Genomic DNA, 17140 nt, shown 5'->3' with positions numbered 1-17140 from the left:
TTCAACAGCTATTAATAGCTCAGGGGTAGGTTCGCTGTGGCAAGAGAGAAACGTGAAGCTCTATCTTTCGATCCCGCAGGAGGGGAAAGAATGTTTAAGAAACTCTCTATCATCTTTTTTTGCTTATCTTCGAGTCTCAGCTCGTTTGCGCAGATCGATCAAGGGCGCATCACGGGCACGGTGCGTGACACGAACGGCGCCGTCATCGCCGGAGCAACCGTCGTCGTTCGAAACGAACGGACGGGCGAAGAACGCACCGTCACGACCAATCAGGACGGAATTTATCTGGTGACCTCGCTTAAACCATCATCTTATACGATCACCGTCAACGCCCCCGATTTCGCTCCGGCGCAACTGGCCGGCATCGCGCTCGCCGTCGGGCAAGAGCTCAACTTGAGCGTGACGTTGCAGCCGACAGGCGTCGTGGCTTCGGTCAACGTCGTCAGCGCGGACGAAGCGGCGATCGACATGAGTTCGGCGCGCATCGGCGCAAACGTCAATCAGCGCGAGATGCAACTGCTTCCGATCAACGGGCGGCAGCTATCGCAGCTCTATTTACAAGCGCCGGGTTCGATCAACAGCGGCTCCGGCACCTACGGCGACATCCGCTTTTCTGGGCGCGCCGTCGAGCAGAACATCATCCGTCTGGATGGCGTTGAAGGGACGGCGATCATCGACGCTTCGCCCGGGAACTTGAACGGCGAAATCCCCTCGCCGTTCCGCTTGCAGACGAGCTTGGAGAGCGTTCAAGAGTTCCGCGTCGAATCGAACAGCTATCCGGCAGAGTACGGCACGGGCACGGGCGGACAGATCACCGTCATCAGCAAGTCCGGTTCGAATGAATTTCACGGTTCGGCTTTCGAATACTTGCGCAACGACGCGCTCGATGCGCGCAACTTCTTCGATCTCAGCAGAAAGTCGCCGCTCCGCATGAATCAATTCGGCGGCTCCATCGGCGGCCCCATCATCAAGAACCGGTTCTTCTTTTTCTTGAGTTACGAAGGTTACAGGCTCCGTTCGGGCATCAACTCGATCGAAGCCGTGCCGTCATCGCGCGTGCGAGCGCGCGCCGTCCCGGCGATTGCGCCTCTGCTCGACGCTTTCCTCGGTCCAGGAGCGGTGATCTTGCCGGGCGCTTCGGCCAACCCCGATTTCGAGATCGCGCAATTGCAATCGGTCGCGCGCGTGGATGAAAACGCCGTCGGCGCGCGTTTCGACTACAAGTTCAACGATCGCTATTCGATGTTCTTCCGCTACTATCGCGATCAAGGGACGAACGATCAACCGGAAGGCGTCACGGGGCGTCGGGCCTTCGTCCGCGCTGTGCCGCAAAACGCCGTCCTCTCGTTCCAGCAAGTGTTGACGCCGAAGACGATCAACGAGACCAAGATCGGCTTCAACGAAGCTTTGACGCGCGTCAACGGCATCGCCCCGACGGTCAACGGTATTGATCTATCGCGCATCACGATCAACATTACGGGCAGCGTCGCCAACGTCGGCATCGCCGGACAGGGGGCTTCATCGGGCGTCGCCGTGCCGGGCGGACTCTTACGCCAGAACAGCGCGACCAACGGGCGTGGCGCGCCATACACCCCCTACTCGATCTCGTTCATCGACAACCTGAACCACACGCGGGGCAATCACGCGATCAAGATCGGCGGCGAGGTGCGCCTCGTTCGCATGTACACGGATCGGCTCGGCGGGACCACTTACACCTACCAAAATCTGAATGCGTTTTTAGCGAACACGGCACAATCGGTCCAGTTTCTCGGCGATCTGAGCGCGCCGAGCGTCTTCAACAACGGCGCGACCGGCGAGCGATTCGCCAAACAGGAGTACTACATCGCCTACGCGCAGGATGAGTGGCGCATCCGGCCTAACTTAACTCTCAACTACGGTCTTCGCTACGAGTACTACACGCCGCTCAGAGAAGCGCGCAATCTGGCCGTCGTCTTCGACATAAACAACGGGACGTTGCTTCCGCCCGATAGACCCTACTTCAAATCGAGCAAAACCAACTTCGGCCCGCGCCTCGCGCTCGCGTGGACGCCGAAACCGAACGGGCGCGGCCTTGTCGGCGGCGGGCGCACGGTCTTGCGGGCTGGGTTCGGCATCTACTATGGACCGGGCCAGACTGAGGATCAGATCCAGCCCATCGAGAGCGATCGCGTCAGTTCCACGCTGAGCAACGTCGCCAACGCTTTTCCGCAGGATCCGGCGGTGTTGACCGCGAACTTCATCAACAACCCGCTCAATCGCCAGTTTCAACCGCGCGCTTACGCGCCCGAATATGAGATCCCGGAGCGCGTCTACCAGTACAGCGTCTCGCTGCAACAGGAACTTCCGTATAAGCTCGTGTTGACGGCGGCTTACGTCGGCAGTCAAGGGCGCAACCTCTTCCTTCGCAACTTCGCCAATCGCATCTTGCCCGGTTCGGCGACTGTGCTCACGGGCGCGAACTATCCGACTGGCGTCGGCATCATCAACGAAGTCGATGCTGCGGGCAATCTCGTGCGCGCCGTCGTCGTGCGCCAGTTCGACATCGTGCAGGGGAACAGGGTCTTGCGCCCGTATGCCGAGATAGATTTCAAGACGAGCGGCGGCAGCGACAGTTACAATGCGCTGCAACTGGCGCTCAGCCGACGTTTGACCTCCGGCCTGACGCTCAACTCGCAGTACACGCTGGGTCGCAGCTACGGCAATTCGAGCGGCTCGAACGAAGCGCTCACCGCCGGTAATCCGTTCGATTACAACTACGATCGCGGCTACAACGCTTTCGACATCCGCCACAGCTTCAACCTGAGCGCCGTTTATGCGCTTCCGTTCGGTCGCGGGCAAGCCTTCTTGCGCGACGTGGGCGGTGTCGGGCAAGCGCTGGTCGGAAACTGGGAGGTGGCCGCCATCTTCAACGCGCGGAGCGGGCTGCCGCTCGACATCCGTGTCGTCCGCCCGGACATCGTCTACGTGGACGCCAACGGCAATGTCTTCAATAATCCGGCGCCGGACCGCCGCGCCGTGATCAACACGCCCGGCGGCGGCGCGTCGCGTAACGTGCGGCGCCCTGACCTCGTCCCTGGCGTCAATCCTTACCTCGACGCTGATCGACGATTCCTCAATCCGGCGGCATTTGCCATCCCCGCGCCGGGAAAGTTCGGCAACTTGCCGCGCGGGTTGTTGCGCGGGCCGAACTTCAAACAGTTCGATCTGATGATCGCCAAAAGATTGCCGATCACCGAGAAGAGCAACATCGAGTTGCGCGCCGAATTCTTCAACCTCTTCAACACGACCAACTTCGCCAATCCGCCCGTGACGCTGCCGAACGCGCTGCCGAACAACTCGCTCGCGGAGACCAATACGTTGCAACCGGGCCAGCCTTTCACACAGGCCGCGGCGGGCGTCTTCGGCATCCTGAATCGCACGGTTGAAAGAACGGTCGGACTAGGCACCAACCGTCAAATCCAATTGGCCGTGAGATTCAACTTCTGAACCGAAGCGAGAACGTGACCGAAATGGGCGGCGGATTAGTTCATTTCGACCATCCGCCGCCGAAATCCCTTTCAGACATCGCACAGGGCGATCGCTTCGCGTAGCGATGTGAGCGGATCGCGCGTCGGGATGAATTCGTGCGCGAGATAGCCGGTGAAGCCCGTCTCCACGATGGCGCGGCAGATGGCGGGCCAATTCAATTCTTGCGTGTCGTCCAGTTCGTGCCGTCCGGGCACGCCGCCCGTGTGGTAGTGCGCGATGTGCTGGTGATTTTCGCGGATCGTGCGGATGATGTCGCCCTCCATGATTTGCATGTGGTAGATGTCGTAAAGGAGTTTGACGCGCGGCGACGCGACGGCTTTGACCACCTGTACGCCGAAGCTCGTGCGGTCCCCTTGATAGTCTTTGTGGTCCACTTTGCTGTTGAGAAGTTCGATGCAGATCGTGACGCCGTAATCTTCAGCCATCTTCTTGATGCGGTTGAGTCCGATGACGCAGTTTTCGATCGCTTCCGCATCGCTCATGTTGCGCCGGTTGCCGAAAAAGGCGATCAGGTTCGGCACGCCCATCTTCGCCGCCACGGGGATGCTCTGTTGAAACCCTTTCGCGATCAGATCGTGGTTGGCGCGATCATTGAGACCTCGCGTGATCTCGGCGCCCACCGCCGGATAGCCCATCGAGCAGATCAAACCGTAACGCCGAACGATGGGCCATTCTTCTTCGCGCAGCAGATCGATCGCCGTCAGCCCCATCTCCGCTACGGCGCGCGCGAAATCTTCGAGTCGAAGGCGGTTGTAGGGCCAACGCGAAACCGACTGTTTAAGCCGCCCTTTTCTGATCGCCGGGCGGATTCGGTCGAACGGGTTGAGCAAGGTGGCTACGAAGGCCGCGCTCATCCGCATGGCTTCGCGTCTGTTGATGGGCATTTGACGCCCATGCGGACGGCCATTTCGATCCAACCGCACTCGATCAACTTCGCGTCTGTCGATGATCATTCGACGCCCCCTTCCGCTTTAGCTTCAACCGCAGTTCAGAAAGATGTAACATCCCGCCTTTATCGTTCAAGGGTTCGTTCGATGATAATCTCTTGCGAGGTGATGGTGAAGATGTCTTGGCGCGTCAGGAGCGCATGCCTCATTTTGTTGTCGCTTACGCTCGTTTGGCAGGCTTGCAGCGGGCGGCGCGGTGGACCAGCGGGCGGCGCCGTGAGGTTGCAGGGCGCTGGCGCTACCTTCCCGAATCCGCTCTATCAAAAGTGGTTGAGCGAATATTCGAAGATCGATCCGAACGTGCGCATCGATTATCAATCGATCGGATCGGGCGGCGGCATCAAACAGATCGAAGCGCAGACGATAGATTTCGGGGCGACCGATATCCCCGTCAGTGACGAGGAGTTGAAGAACTTCCCGCGCGAGATACTGCATATACCGACCGCGCTCGGGGCCGTGGTGCTCACCTACAATCTTCCGCAGATCAAAGCGCCCTTGCGTTTCTCGCCCGAAGTGATCGCGGATATCTTCCTCGGCAAGATCAAACGTTGGGACGATGCTCGTATCAAAGCCGATAATCCGAACGCGGCGCTCCCTTCAGCAGACATCACGGTGGTCCATCGTTCGGATGGCAGCGGCACGACCGCCGTCTTCACCGACTATCTCGTCAAGATCAGCTCTGAATGGAAAGAGCGAGTGGGGACCGGCACTTCGGTCAATTGGCCTTTGGGGATCGGCGCGAAAGGGAATGAGGGTGTCACCGGGCAGATCAAGCAGACGCCGAACACCATCGGTTATGTTGAATTGGCCTATGCCGTGCAGAATAAGCTGCCGGTTGCGGCGATCAAAAATCGAGCCGGGAATTACGTCGAACCGACGCTCGATGCGATCAAGATGGCGGCTGCCGCGAGCGCGGCGAAGATGCCCGATGATCTGCGCGTCTCGATAACGGATGCGCCTGGCGATGGCGCCTATCCGATCTCGAGCTACACCTACATCCTCGTGTACAAAGAGCAGCGCGATGCGGCGAAGGGGAAGGCGCTGGTCGATTTCCTCTGGTGGGCCGTGCATGATGGACAGCGTTTTGCGCCGAGTCTACAGTACGCGCCGCTGCCGGAAGAGGTGGTCCGGCGCGTTGAAACGAAGCTCAATTCGATAACCGCTGGCGGAAGACCTTTACGGGCGGAAGCGAAGGATGGCGGATGAGTTCGGGTATCGAGCGATGACTTCTTGCCGGAGCTTGCTCTGCCAGTGCGCGAGCGGAAGGCTCAAGCTGAATTTCGAGGGCAGCGTCGCATGAAGGAGACCTCAACCGGAACGCGAACGACCGTCGTCGCACATGGCGTTTTTCGCTGGCCGCGCATGCTCTCGCCGACGGGCGACGCGGGCGATGCCATCTTCCGCAGTCTTCTGTTCTGTTGTGCGTTGTTGATCGTTCTGCTGTTGGCGGCGATGATCGCAGCGATGGCATATCGCGCGCGGCCATCCTTCGCCCAATTCGGATTCGATTTCCTGTGGGGCAGGTCGTGGAATCCGGTCGAAGGCGAGTTCGGCGCGTTGCCGTTCATCTATGGCACGGTTGTCTCGTCTTTGATCGCCCTCATCCTCAGCGTCCCATTATCGCTCGGCATCGCCATCTTTCTGGTCGAACAGGCGCCAAAGGGTATCGCGCGTCCGATCGCCTTCCTCGTCGATCTGTTGGCGGCGATCCCATCGGTCGTTTATGGCTTGTGGGGCATCTTCGTGCTGGCGCCGTTCGTGCGCGAGGAGTTGGGGCCGCCCTTGCAGGGACTTTTCGGCTGGACGCCATTCTTTCGCGGGACGATCACCGGCATCGGGATGCTCACCGGCGGGATCATCCTCGCGATCATGATCACGCCGATCATCTCGGCGGTCGTGCGCGATGTGCTCGCTGCCGTGCCGATGGCCCAACGCGAGGCGGCGCTCGCGCTCGGCGCGACCAAATGGGAGACGACGCGCGTCGTGCTGGCCAACGGGGCGCCCGGAATCCTCGGGGCCGTGATCTTGGGATTGGGGCGCGCCATCGGCGAGACGATGGCCGTCACGATGGTCATCGGCAACCGTCCGCAGATCAGCCTTTCGCTCTTCGATCCGGCATACACGATCGCCTCGGTCATCGCCAATGAGTTTACGGAAGCGACCGGCGACCTTTATCTGAGCGCGCTGATCGAACTCGGACTCATCCTGTTCCTTGTCACGTTCATCATCAACGCGCTGGCGCGTTTGCTCGTTTGGAGCGTGGCGCGGCGAACGCAACCGGCGCGAGTTTAATTTCGACGCACCGATGGATCATCAGATGAGCGATGCCAAAGCGAGTGGGCGGGCGGATAAGAGAAGGAGAGCGTTGAGCGGCTTGATGACGATCCTGACGGCGCTATGCGCGCTTTCTGCCGTTGCCGTCTTGCTCATAATTCTCGGCTATATCGTCTGGCGCGGCGTCGGGGCGCTCAACTGGCGCTTCTTGATCGAAACGCCGAAGCCTGTGGGCGAAGGCGGCGGCATCGGCAACGCCATCGTCGGTTCGCTCTTGCTCATCGCGCTCGCTTCCGTGATGGGGATCCCTTTGGGGATCGCGACCGGCATCTACTTGGCCGAGTATGGCGACAACCGTTTCGGGAAGTTCGTGCGTTTCATCGCCGACACGCTGACGGGCGTGCCGTCGATCGTCGTCGGCGTCTTCGCCTATTCGGCGATCGTCTTGCCGATGGAACGATTCTCGGCTTTCGCGGGCGGAGTCGCGCTGGCGATCATCATGATCCCGATCGTCGCCCGCACGACCGAGGAGATGATCCGGTTGGTCCCGACCAATCTGCGCGAAGCGGCGCTCGCTTTAGGCGCGCCGCAGTGGCGTGCGACGCTCGACATCGTGCTTCCGGCAGCCGCATCGGGGATCGCGACGGGCGCGATGCTGGCAATCGCGCGCATCTCGGGTGAGACGGCGCCGCTGTTGTTCACCGCGTTCGGCAGCCGCTTCTTCAGCCTCTACTTGGATCAGCCGATCGCATCGCTGACGGTGCAGATTTACAATTACGCCATTTCGCCCTACGATGAATGGCATGCGCAAGCGTGGGCGGCGACGCTCGTCCTGATGGCATTGATCTTGGCGATCAACGTCACGGTTCGTTTCTTCACGCGCCGCCGGTACTAGCGCGGTCGCTTAGCGCGATGGCGCCGCAGATCATAAAGCGCCATTCGATGAGGATCGGGAGATGTCAACAGCACTGCCGAAAATCAAGGTTGCAACGGAGCGTGCCGGCAATCTGAACCTCTTCACGCCGGTCGTGACCGCGCCGAAGATCAGGGTTGAGGGGTTGAACTTTTTCTATGGCCGCACGCAGGCGTTACATGACATCTCGCTCGACATCCCGGAGCGCGTGGTGATGGCCTTCATCGGGCCCTCCGGATGCGGCAAATCCACTTTTTTGCGCACGCTCAATCGCATGAACGACATCATCCCGAACACGCGCGTCGAAGGGCGCGTGCTGATCGATGGGCGCGATATCTACGCGCCCGGCACGGATGTCGTCGAGTTGCGCCGAAAGGTCGGCATGGTCTTCCAAAAATCGAACCCCTTCCCGAAATCGATCTTCGAGAACGTCGCCTACGGATTGCGCATCAACCGGTTGGTGCGCGACCGCGCGGAGCTCGAAGCGCGCGTCGAGCAGGCGCTGCGCGATGCCGCGCTGTGGGAAGAGGTCAAAGATAGGTTGAAATCCTCGGCGCTCGGCCTTTCGGGCGGACAGCAGCAGCGCCTTTGCATCGCGCGCGCGTTGGCCGTCAGGCCGGAAGTCCTTTTGATGGATGAACCGGCGTCGGCGCTCGATCCGATCGCGACGCAGAAGATCGAAGAGTTGATCGTCGAACTCAAAAAGCAATACACGATCGTCATCGTCACGCACAACATGCAACAGGCGGCGCGGGTGTCGGACTTCACGGCTTTCTTCTGGATGGGGAGGCTAATCGAAGTCAACACGACCGAAAAGATGTTCACCAACCCGGACCAGAAGCTGACGGAGGATTACATCACGGGCCGGTTCGGCTGAAATCGTCAAGGAGGTTTACGATGGAGATCCACCGTTCACTCGATCGTGCGCTCGATCTTCTGCGCGATCGCGTTCTGCTGCTCGGCGGCAAGACGGAGGCCGCGTTGCAGCGCGCGATGTATGCGCTCGTCGAGCGCGATTCGGATGCCGCGCGCGAGGTGCTCGAAAACGATGATGAGATAGACCGGCTCGAATTGGAGATAGACCGCCTGTGCATCGACATCCTCGCGCTCAAACAACCGGCGGCGCGCGATCTTCGATTCGTCATCTCGGTGGCGAAGATCACGCCGATCCTCGAACGGATCGCCGATCATGCCTGTAACATCGCGCGCGTGGCGATCGATCTGAATGATGAACCGCAGCTCAAGCCATATGTGGATCTTCCGCGGATGGCCGATCTCGCTTCGCAAATGTTGCGCGCCGCGCTCGACGCTTTCACTTCGGGCGACGCGATGGCGGCGCGCGCCGTGATCACACGCGACGATGAGATCGACGAACTCTACAATCGCATCTTTCACGATCTGATCGAATTGATGGCCCAAGATCCGACGACGACCGGACGGGCCGCGCGTCTGCTCTTCGTCGCCAAACATCTCGAACGGATCGCTGACTACGTCACGGACATCTGCGAACTTACCGTGTACATGGCCGAAGCGGCGGTAATCAAACATAGCAATTGAGGCGGCAGGGCTTCGCCCGATGCATCGCGGAGGTTGAAACTGCAAGAGGCGCGGGGGCAGCATCGTGATGGACGCGATCCGAAGACGGGACGAGGCTTGCGCCGGAGAGATTTGGCGGAGTCGAAAGGCGGTGAGGCGAAGTCCGACGTTTGTGAAACCTAACTCCACCAGTTGAGCTATGCGACCAGTCTTAGTCATCGAAGACGATGCCGACATCGCCGAGAGTTTGCGTTACAACCTCGAGCGCGAGGGTTTGGAAGTGCGCGTCGCTTCGACAGGAGAGCGGGGGTTGATGGCCGCGCTCGATCCGACGCGCCCGCCCGCGCTCATCATCCTCGATTTGATGCTGCCGGGGATGAGCGGCATGGAGCTGTGTCGTCGCTTGCGACGCGAGCCGGCAACCCGGCGCACGCCGATCATCATGCTGACGGCGCGTTCGTCGGAGACGGATCGCGTCGCCGGATTGGACCTTGGAGCTGACGATTACATCACGAAGCCGTTCTCGGTTCGCGAGCTTCTGGCCCGGGTGCGCGCCGTGTTGCGGCGCGCGGATGAGATGAGTTCCGCGCAGTATGAGGATGCGCGCCTTACGATCGACTACGATGACATGCGCGTCACCTGCGAAGGTCGTCCGGTGAAACTGACGCGAAAGGAGTTCAATCTGCTGGCCACTCTGGCACGCAGTGCCGGGCGCGTCGCGACAAGACAGCGACTCCTCGATGAGGTTTGGGGATACGAATATTACGGCGATACGCGCACGCTCGACGTGCATATCCGTCGTCTGCGGCAGAAGTTGGGCCCTTGCGGCGATTGCATCGAGACGGTGATCGGCGTCGGATATCGTTTCGTCGGTTGCTCGAAGGGCGATGAAAGTAGGCTCGAAGATTAAACTCCCTGTCATGCTGATTGTGGTCGAGCGGGCGAGGCGATAGCCAGATGGGAGCCTTTATGCCGAATCGTCGCACGCTCGTCATCCTCCTCTTCGGCGCGGCCAGTCTCGCGCTGTTTGCGGTCAATCCGCGTTTGGCGTTGTCTCTGCTGCTCGGCGTCGCGCTCGGGATCTCGCTCTCTCTCTTGTGGCGCGACGAGCGGACGGCTGGTCCAACGAAAGCCAGCCCGGGAACGGAGGAGAGGCGAGACGAGGCCGATCGGATGGCGAGCGCGCTGTTCGATGCGACGATGCAGAGCTTGCGCGAAGGGGTCGTCGTCGTCGACCGTGAGAGGCGGATTGTGGCGGCCAATCGCGCCGCGCTCGATCTCTTCAGGGCGAACGGGAGGGATCCGGCGGGAAAGCGTTTGAGCGAGTTGACGCGCAATCCCGAAATTCACGAGGCCTTCCGCCTCGCTTTGGAGGAGGCGGCGCGCGCCGAGGTCAAGGTCGAGACATATGGCGGAGAGCGCCGCGTCTTCGATCTGCGCGTCGCTCCTTTGCAAAGACCAGAAGGGGCGCGCGAGGCCCTCGGCGTCTTTTTCGACATCACCCGACTCGAACGTCTGGAGCGCGTGCGTCAAGAGTTCCTCTCGAACGTCTCGCATGAACTGCGCACCCCTTTGACCTCGATCCTCGCCTTCGTCGAAACGCTCGAAGAAGGCGCGATCGATGATCCGTTGAACAATCGCCGCTTCCTCGGCGTGATCCGCAAAAACGCCGAGCGCATGCGCAATTTGATCGATGATATTCTGGAGCTTTCGGCGATCGAGTCGGGCAATGTGCGCGTCGAGATCTCTACGGTCAACCTGCGTTCGATCGTGCAGGAAGTCTTCGCCGCGCTCGCGCGACAGGCGGCGCTGCGCGACATCGAATTGAGGAACGAAGTCAGCGAGCAAGCGATGGTTCGAGCCGATGCGCGGCGGTTGGAGCAGATGTTGACGAATCTGGTCGACAATGCGATCAAATTCAATCGCGATGGCGGTCGCGTGACGGTGCGGCATGAACGATGCGCGGACCATGATCGAATCATGGTCGAAGATACGGGCGAAGGGATCGCGCCGGAGCATCTCAGTCGCATCTTCGAGAGGTTCTACCGCGTCGATCGCGCGCGTTCGCGCGAGCAGGGCGGGACCGGTCTGGGGCTCGCGATCGTCAAACATCTGGCGCGCGCGCACGGCGGCGAAGCGAGCGCGAGTTCGATACCCGGTCAAGGTTCGACCTTCATCATCGAGCTGCCGATCGGAAGCGAAGCTCGCAACGCAGAGAGAGATGATTCCCGAGCAGACGTTTTGTTCAAACCCATCGCGCGCGGAACATGAGAGAGAGATTCCCGAGCGGTCTGTTTCTGACTGGGCGTCGCTTTCGTTCCTGCGCTCAAAGCTCGCTGATCATACGTAGCTGAGCGCGCCGACGCGGCTCAAGTCGCTTTCGTTCCTGCGTTCAAAGCTCGCGCACGGTGAGGCCTTCGGCGCTGAACCTCCAAGCGAGAAGGCTGGCTCCGCCTTCGCGCAGCGCCTCGGCGACGCGCTCTTTGCGACCTTCGCCGCAGAGAAAGACGATGCATCCGCCGCCGCCTGCGCCGCAGACCTTGGCCGCTTCCGCTCCATGAGCAAGAGCCTTTTCGACAAGCTGGTCCATGTGCGGTGTTGTGATGTTCGGCGCGAGCTGTTTGCGTTTAGGGTAATAGGCGCGCATCGTCTCGCGCACGGCGGTCCAGTCGTTTGCCAGCAACGCCGCGCGCATTTGGCGGGCCGAATCTCTGATCCCTTCGAAGAGGTCGAAGAGGCGCGCGTCGCCATCGATGTGGCGTTTGAAGACTTCCCAGTTGTTAATCCCGGAAACGTGTGGCTCCCCCGTATAACAGAGGAGCAGACGGCGCTCTAACTCCGCGGCGTCAACCTTCAGTTCCTCGCGCACGATCCCATCGGGGCGGAAGTGCAGGCAGTTCGCCCCGCCGTAAAAAGCGGCGTAGTAATCCTGCACCCCGGCAGGCACGCGGATCACCGTCGTCTCGATGTTGGTGGCGATTTGAATGAATTGATCCGGGTGGTAGCGTCCGCCGACAAGGTGATTGAGCGCGCCGATGCAGGCGATGGCGAGCGAAGAGGATGCGCCGAGCCCAGCTCCGGGTGGGGAGAGACTTTCGGCGATCAGGTGAAAGCCGGTTTCAGGCCGAAAGAAGTGGACGAGCTTCGAAAGCAGTTCAAGGCGAGGTTCGTGCGCCAACTCCTCTATCTGACGAAGATCGGTTTCGAAGGCGATGGCGCGGTCGCGCGATTCGATGATGATGCGCGCGTCCGTGCGCGTTTCGATGCGGCATCGGGCTTGAAGCGAGATGGCGAAATTGACCGTCACAGCTCCGGGATGGAAGAGATAGAGCGGCCAGATGTCGATCGTGCCGCCAGCTAGGTCGATGCGTGTTGGGGCTGTCGCTTCGATGATCATCGGTCCGTTTATGTTAGATGGATGAGCTTTCGGCCTCAGCCGATCTTAAAACTGGCGCCGCCTCTGAGAAGGCGCGGGTTGAGCGAGGGTTTGCCGCCTTATCGGTCATTTGCCTTCCTTCCTCTTTTGGTGCGCGAGGCGTTCGACCTCGCGTTTCGATTCGCGCCGTCGCGCGAGATGCTCTTGGATCTCGTGGCTCAGTTCATGTAAGCGCTCCTGGGCCACTTGCTCGATCTCTTGAAGCTTTTCGTGAGCCGTCAGCTCGAGTTTGTGGACCGTTTGCGGATCGACCTCTTCGACCTTCTTCGCCAACCAGTAGCGCTCGATCAGATAGAAACCGAGGATGCCTGAAGCGACGATGACGAGGAGCGCCAAGCCGATCTGATGAAAATCGCCGATCAAACTCGTCACGGCGCCGCTGAAGAAATAACCCGTGCCGCTCAAGATGAAGACCCACAGAAAACAACTGATGAGCGAGAGCGGAAGAAAACGCCTGGGCGGCATTCGCCCCACGCCGTAGAAGACGCATGAAGCCGTGCGCAAGCCGTAGATGTACTTCGAAAGGAGGATCGAAAGGGGGCCGAACTTTTCCGTCAAACGCTCGATGCGCGGACGCGCCGCGCGGTAGAAACGGAAATCGCGCACGCTCGTGCAGAAACCGCGCCCCGCGATGTAGGCCAAAGCGTCGCCGGTCGAGCCGCCGAGGGTGCCGACGAGCAGCACTTTGGCGAAGCCGTATTCGCCAAAGAAACCCGTGTGGGCTAGCACGCCCGCCAATAACAGCGTGATATCCCCCTCGATCATCGTGAGGAGGAAGATCGCGTAAAGGCCGTAAAGGCCCACCAGGTCGTAGAAGAATTGGCTATCCATGCGAAACGCTCTCGCCTTCAGCGAACGACGCGCGATTTTAACGGCGAACGCGGCAAATGCAAAATGGGCTCGGCTGTTCGCCGCATCATCCCGCTCGCGGTTTGACGATGAGCACCGGACACGGCGCATGACGCGCGACCGATTCCGCGGTCGAGCCGAAGATGATGCGCCCGAGTCCCGTGCGCCCATGCGATGAGATGACGATCATATCGACCTGCCGCTCTTTGGCCACACGCACGATCTCGGTCGCCGCTTCGCCGTAAACGATCATCTCTTCCGTCTCGAGTCCAGCGAACTCCTCGCGCTCGGCGATCTTCGGCAGTTCGCGTGCGGCCGATTCTTCGAGTTGTTCGCTCAGATCGGTGAGCGGTGCCGATTCGATCAGGCCCGTGTAGCCCGTGACTGGCACGACGGGTTCGATGACGTGCAGGCAGATGACGCGCGCGCCTGTAAGATGCGCCAACCATGCGGCGTAGGGAAGCGCATGTTCAGCGCATTCACTGAAGTCCGTCGGCAGCAATAGCGTCTCGATCTTCATTTATGCCCTCGCTTCGCCGTTCGATGACCGCCGCCGAGTACGAGGAGGAGCGACGTAGAGGCGGTCGAACGGCGCGACTCAAGCTGACCTTATCGCCCTGCCATCTCGATCTTGCCGCTCATTCTACACTTCGGAAAGGAAGTTTGACAGCCTTTGGCGGGCTCTGTTAAAGTTCGCAGCATCCTGCTCCCGCATGTGCGCACCGTTGAGATCTCCCGTTGGAGGGCCGTAACGATGCAGGCAGATGGCCCGAATCAAGCGGAAAAAAGTTACATCGGAGTCGATCTATCGGGGCCGACGCTGCGCGCCGCGCTCGTCTCCGCCGCTGGAGAAGTGGCGCGCGTGCTCGAAGCGCCGCTGGAGCGCGAGCAATTGGTCGAGCAGATCGCGCGCGTCGTCGCCGATCTTCGCGGTGGGACCAGCGTAGAAGCGCTCGGAGTGGGATTGCCCGGGTTGGTCGATCCGCGCACCGGGCGCGTGCACTTTTCGACCGATCTCCCCTTGCGAGAGGAGTTCTACGCCGATCTAGCGGGCGCGACCGGGCTTCCGCTTTTGCTTGAGAACGACGCTAACGCGGCGGCTTATGGTGAGTACGTTTTGGGAGCCGGGCGCGCTAGTCAGAGCATCTTCTACGTCATGCTCGGTTACGGCATCGGCGGCGCGCTCATCTTCGATGGTCAGATCTGGCGCGGAGCTTCCGGCTTCGCCGGCGAATTCGGGCATATCACGATCGATCCCGACGGCATTCAATGCGCTTGCGGCAATGTCGGTTGTCTGGAGACGGTCGCCTCTGCACCGAACATCGTCCGACGCACGCACGAGAGATTGTTCCGCGATAGCACCTCTTCGCTCTCAAAATTGGCCGTCAATCGCGACTTCACCGTGAGCGACATCACGCGCGAAGCGCGCAACGGCGACGATTTTGCGCTCCTCATGATCGAGCGCACCGGGCGTTACATCGGCACGGCGATCGCCGCGATCATCAATCTGCTCAACGTCGAGCGGATCATCTTGGGCGGCATCGTCATGGAAGCGGGCGAACTGCTGCTCGATCCGATCATCCGCGAAGCGCGCCGACGCTCATTCCAACCCTGTTTTGAGACGACCCAGATCGTCGCCGCACAATTGGGGCTCGATAGCGTCCTCATCGGTGCCGCCCTGCTCGCCGCACAAAAAGCTGGAGCCTAGATCACCTACGTCGAACGACGATTAAGCGCTTCATCAAGCGGCGTCTCGCATAAGTGCGGCTTTCCGTCAGTTTGGTCGTGGGGTAAAATCGGAACCTTTAGCCCGCTCGATCGGGATTCTAACGAAGTCGAAATGAACCCTGAACGGATCAGAAACTTTTCCATCATCGCACATATCGATCACGGCAAATCGACCTTGGCCGATCGCTTGCTCGAACTGACCGGCGCTTTGAGCGAGCGCGAGATGACCGAGCAGGTGCTCGACGCGATGGATTTGGAGCGCGAGCGCGGCATCACGATCAAAGCGCACGCCGTGCGGCTCAACTATCGCGCGCGCGATGGGCATGAGTACGTGCTCAACTTGATCGATACGCCCGGTCACGTGGACTTCTCTTACGAAGTCTCGCGTTCGCTCTCGGCGTGCGAAGGGGCGCTTCTCGTCGTCGATGCGTCACAAGGCGTCGAAGCGCAGACGCTAGCGAACACCTATCTCGCCATCGAACACAATCTCGAACTGATCCCGGTCATCAACAAGATAGACCTTCCCGGCGCGGAGCCGGAAAAGGTGCTCGAGCAGATCGAACACATCATCGGTCTTCCGACGCACAACGCGCTGATGGTGAGCGCCAAGACCGGGCAGAACGTCGAAGAGGTGCTAGAGGCGATCGTGCGCGACATCCCGCCGCCCAAAGGCGATCCGGAAGCGCCGCTCAAAGCCTTGATCTTCGATTCATGGTACGATCCGTACCGCGGCGTCGTCGTGCTCTTCCGCGTCATCGAAGGGACGGTGCGGCCCGGCCTGAAGATCCGTTTCTTCAACACCGGGCGCGAATACACGGTTGAAACCCTCGGCGTCAATCGTCCGCGCCCGACGCCTATAGATGAGCTGAGCGTCGGCGAAGTCGGATTCTTGACCGCTTCGATCAAAACGGTCGCCGATGTGCAGATCGGCGATACGATCACCGAGGCGGCACGTCCGACCGCCGAACCTTTTCCGGGCTTCCAACAGATCAAGCCGATGGTCTTTGCCGGACTCTATCCGGTCGATGCGAGCCAGTACGAGGAGCTGCGCGACGCGCTCGATAAGCTCCGTTTGAACGACGCATCGCTCTTCTACGAGCCGGAGACATCGGTCGCGCTCGGCTTCGGCTTCCGCTGCGGTTTCCTCGGTCTGCTTCACATGGAGATCGTGCAGGAGAGATTAGAGCGCGAATTCAATCTCGATCTGATCACGACCGCGCCGAGCGTTCGCTATCGCGTGACGTTGACCAACGGCGAAGTGATCGAAGTCGACTCTCCGGCGAAGATGCCCGATCCGGGCAAGATCGAAAAGATCGAGGAACCGGTCATCACGGCGACGATCCTAACTCCGGACGAATACTTGGGCGGCATCCTGTCACTTCTTGAAGAGAAGCGCGGCGAGCAGCGCGGTTTCGAATACATCGGCCCGGGGCGCGTGATGCTCACCTATGAGCTGCCGCTCAACGAAGTTGTGCTCGAATTCTATGACCGTTTGAAGTCGGTCTCGCGCGGCTATGCGTCGCTCGATTATCATTTCGCCGGGTATCGTGAAAGCGATCTCGTCAAACTGGACATTCTGGTCGCAGGCGAACCCGTGGATGCGCTCTCGCTGATCGTTCACCGCAGCAACGCGCAAGCGCGCGGGCGCGCGCTCGTCGAGAAGATGAAGGAATTGATCCCGCGGCAGCTTTTCGAAGTGCCGATCCAAGCGGCGATCGGGAGCCGCGTCATCGCGCGCGAGACCATCCGCGCGATGGGCAAGAACGTGCTGGCAAAGTGCTATGGCGGCGATGTGACGCGCAAACGCAAGCTCCTCGAGAAGCAGAAGGAAGGGAAAAAACGTATGAAAAAGGTCGGGCGCGTCGAAATCCCGCAAGAAGCTTTCCTCGCCGTGCTCAAAGTCGGCGAGTCGAAGTGAGCATTCGCGCT

General features: G+C 60.4%; 14 protein-coding genes. 10 read left to right on the top strand and 4 right to left on the bottom strand.

All coding sequences use genetic code 11. The features are described 5' to 3' along the window. The first annotated feature begins 90 nt into the window (after positions 1-90). Positions 91-3486 carry a TonB-dependent receptor gene (locus PYK22_RS11690; protein WP_041977520.1) on the top strand — a complete coding sequence of 1132 codons (3396 nt, stop codon included), beginning with the start codon at positions 91-93 and terminating at the stop codon, positions 3484-3486. 71 nt (positions 3487-3557) lie between these two features. Here the strand turns inward: PYK22_RS11690 and PYK22_RS11685 are convergent, their stop codons facing one another. After that, entirely contained in the window at positions 3558-4481 is a 924-nt protein-coding gene (locus tag PYK22_RS11685) for a hydroxypyruvate isomerase family protein (protein WP_211197690.1), read from the bottom strand. Positions 4482-4592: 111 nt separating this feature from the next. Here PYK22_RS11685 and pstS point away from each other — a divergent pair, with 111 nt between their 5' ends. The 7 genes from pstS (at position 4593) to PYK22_RS11650 (ending at position 11469) form a co-directional block, all read left to right on the top strand. Continuing rightward, complete coding sequence (pstS, locus tag PYK22_RS11680; RefSeq protein WP_041978808.1) at positions 4593-5681, top strand: phosphate ABC transporter substrate-binding protein PstS; 1089 nt, start codon at positions 4593-4595, stop codon at positions 5679-5681. 90 nt (positions 5682-5771) lie between these two features. Beyond that, positions 5772-6767, top strand: coding sequence for a phosphate ABC transporter permease subunit PstC (gene pstC / locus PYK22_RS11675; RefSeq protein ID WP_211197689.1), 996 nt, complete (start codon positions 5772-5774; stop codon positions 6765-6767). 25 nt (positions 6768-6792) lie between these two features. Beyond that, the gene (gene pstA / locus PYK22_RS11670) at positions 6793-7644 is read left to right on the top strand and encodes a phosphate ABC transporter permease PstA (protein WP_041978804.1); all 852 of its coding nucleotides are present in this window, start codon (positions 6793-6795) and stop codon (positions 7642-7644) included. A 61-nt stretch (positions 7645-7705) separates the two neighbouring features. Next, a complete protein-coding gene (gene pstB, locus PYK22_RS11665; protein WP_083437811.1) occupies positions 7706-8539 on the top strand; it encodes a phosphate ABC transporter ATP-binding protein PstB in 834 nt (277 codons plus the stop codon). A gap of 20 nt (positions 8540-8559) precedes the next feature. Further along, positions 8560-9219 carry a phosphate signaling complex protein PhoU gene (gene phoU / locus PYK22_RS11660; RefSeq protein WP_041977515.1) on the top strand — a complete coding sequence of 220 codons (660 nt, stop codon included), beginning with the start codon at positions 8560-8562 and terminating at the stop codon, positions 9217-9219. A 178-nt stretch (positions 9220-9397) separates the two neighbouring features. Continuing rightward, positions 9398-10108 carry a response regulator transcription factor gene (locus PYK22_RS11655; RefSeq protein WP_041977513.1) on the top strand — a complete coding sequence of 237 codons (711 nt, stop codon included), beginning with the start codon at positions 9398-9400 and terminating at the stop codon, positions 10106-10108. 59 nt (positions 10109-10167) lie between these two features. Continuing rightward, on the top strand, positions 10168-11469 hold the full coding sequence (locus PYK22_RS11650) for a sensor histidine kinase (protein ID WP_162199846.1): 1302 nt from the start codon (positions 10168-10170) through the stop codon (positions 11467-11469). Between the two features lie 121 nt (positions 11470-11590). On the opposite strand, the gene PYK22_RS11645 is transcribed toward PYK22_RS11650, so the two are convergent. From PYK22_RS11645 to PYK22_RS11635, 3 genes are all read right to left on the bottom strand, one after another. After that, positions 11591-12595 carry a GHMP family kinase ATP-binding protein gene (locus PYK22_RS11645; protein ID WP_060635605.1) on the bottom strand — a complete coding sequence of 335 codons (1005 nt, stop codon included), beginning with the start codon at positions 12593-12595 and terminating at the stop codon, positions 11591-11593. A 105-nt stretch (positions 12596-12700) separates the two neighbouring features. Then, positions 12701-13465 carry a DedA family protein gene (locus tag PYK22_RS11640; RefSeq protein WP_041977511.1) on the bottom strand — a complete coding sequence of 255 codons (765 nt, stop codon included), beginning with the start codon at positions 13463-13465 and terminating at the stop codon, positions 12701-12703. An 85-nt stretch (positions 13466-13550) separates the two neighbouring features. Continuing rightward, on the bottom strand, positions 13551-14003 hold the full coding sequence (locus PYK22_RS11635) for a universal stress protein (RefSeq protein WP_041977510.1): 453 nt from the start codon (positions 14001-14003) through the stop codon (positions 13551-13553). 234 nt (positions 14004-14237) lie between these two features. On the opposite strand from PYK22_RS11635, the gene PYK22_RS11630 reads away from it, so the two are divergent. Next, positions 14238-15191, top strand: a complete 954-nt coding sequence (locus PYK22_RS11630) for an ROK family protein (RefSeq protein ID WP_041977508.1) — start codon at positions 14238-14240, stop codon at positions 15189-15191. A gap of 132 nt (positions 15192-15323) precedes the next feature. Further along, on the top strand, positions 15324-17129 hold the full coding sequence (gene lepA / locus PYK22_RS11625; RefSeq protein ID WP_041977506.1) for a translation elongation factor 4: 1806 nt from the start codon (positions 15324-15326) through the stop codon (positions 17127-17129). Positions 17130-17140 lie beyond the last annotated feature (11 nt).

The sequence above is a fragment of the Pyrinomonas methylaliphatogenes genome, from assembly GCF_000820845.2.
In the GTDB taxonomy this organism is placed as follows: domain Bacteria; phylum Acidobacteriota; class Blastocatellia; order Pyrinomonadales; family Pyrinomonadaceae; genus Pyrinomonas; species Pyrinomonas methylaliphatogenes.
Note: the sequence above shows the minus strand (reverse complement) of the source record. Positions and strands in the feature narration are given on the sequence as shown.

What these genes read in the sequence shown, in the direction of transcription:
- pstC (WP_211197689.1), top strand. Translation starts at nt 5,772, where the DNA reads ATGAAGGAGACCTCAACCGGAACGCGAACGACCGTCGTCGCACATGGC.
- PYK22_RS11630 (WP_041977508.1), top strand. Translation starts at nt 14,238, where the DNA reads ATGCAGGCAGATGGCCCGAATCAAGCGGAAAAAAGTTACATCGGAGTC.
- pstB (WP_083437811.1), top strand. Translation starts at nt 7,706, where the DNA reads ATGTCAACAGCACTGCCGAAAATCAAGGTTGCAACGGAGCGTGCCGGC.
- phoU (WP_041977515.1), top strand. Translation starts at nt 8,560, where the DNA reads ATGGAGATCCACCGTTCACTCGATCGTGCGCTCGATCTTCTGCGCGAT.
- PYK22_RS11635 (WP_041977510.1), bottom strand. Translation starts at nt 14,003, where the DNA reads ATGAAGATCGAGACGCTATTGCTGCCGACGGACTTCAGTGAATGCGCT.
- PYK22_RS11690 (WP_041977520.1), top strand. Translation starts at nt 91, where the DNA reads ATGTTTAAGAAACTCTCTATCATCTTTTTTTGCTTATCTTCGAGTCTC.
- PYK22_RS11640 (WP_041977511.1), bottom strand. Translation starts at nt 13,465, where the DNA reads ATGGATAGCCAATTCTTCTACGACCTGGTGGGCCTTTACGGCCTTTAC.
- pstA (WP_041978804.1), top strand. Translation starts at nt 6,793, where the DNA reads ATGAGCGATGCCAAAGCGAGTGGGCGGGCGGATAAGAGAAGGAGAGCG.
- PYK22_RS11650 (WP_162199846.1), top strand. Translation starts at nt 10,168, where the DNA reads ATGCCGAATCGTCGCACGCTCGTCATCCTCCTCTTCGGCGCGGCCAGT.
- lepA (WP_041977506.1), top strand. Translation starts at nt 15,324, where the DNA reads ATGAACCCTGAACGGATCAGAAACTTTTCCATCATCGCACATATCGAT.
- PYK22_RS11685 (WP_211197690.1), bottom strand. Translation starts at nt 4,481, where the DNA reads ATGATCATCGACAGACGCGAAGTTGATCGAGTGCGGTTGGATCGAAAT.
- pstS (WP_041978808.1), top strand. Translation starts at nt 4,593, where the DNA reads ATGTCTTGGCGCGTCAGGAGCGCATGCCTCATTTTGTTGTCGCTTACG.
- PYK22_RS11655 (WP_041977513.1), top strand. Translation starts at nt 9,398, where the DNA reads ATGCGACCAGTCTTAGTCATCGAAGACGATGCCGACATCGCCGAGAGT.
- PYK22_RS11645 (WP_060635605.1), bottom strand. Translation starts at nt 12,595, where the DNA reads ATGATCATCGAAGCGACAGCCCCAACACGCATCGACCTAGCTGGCGGC.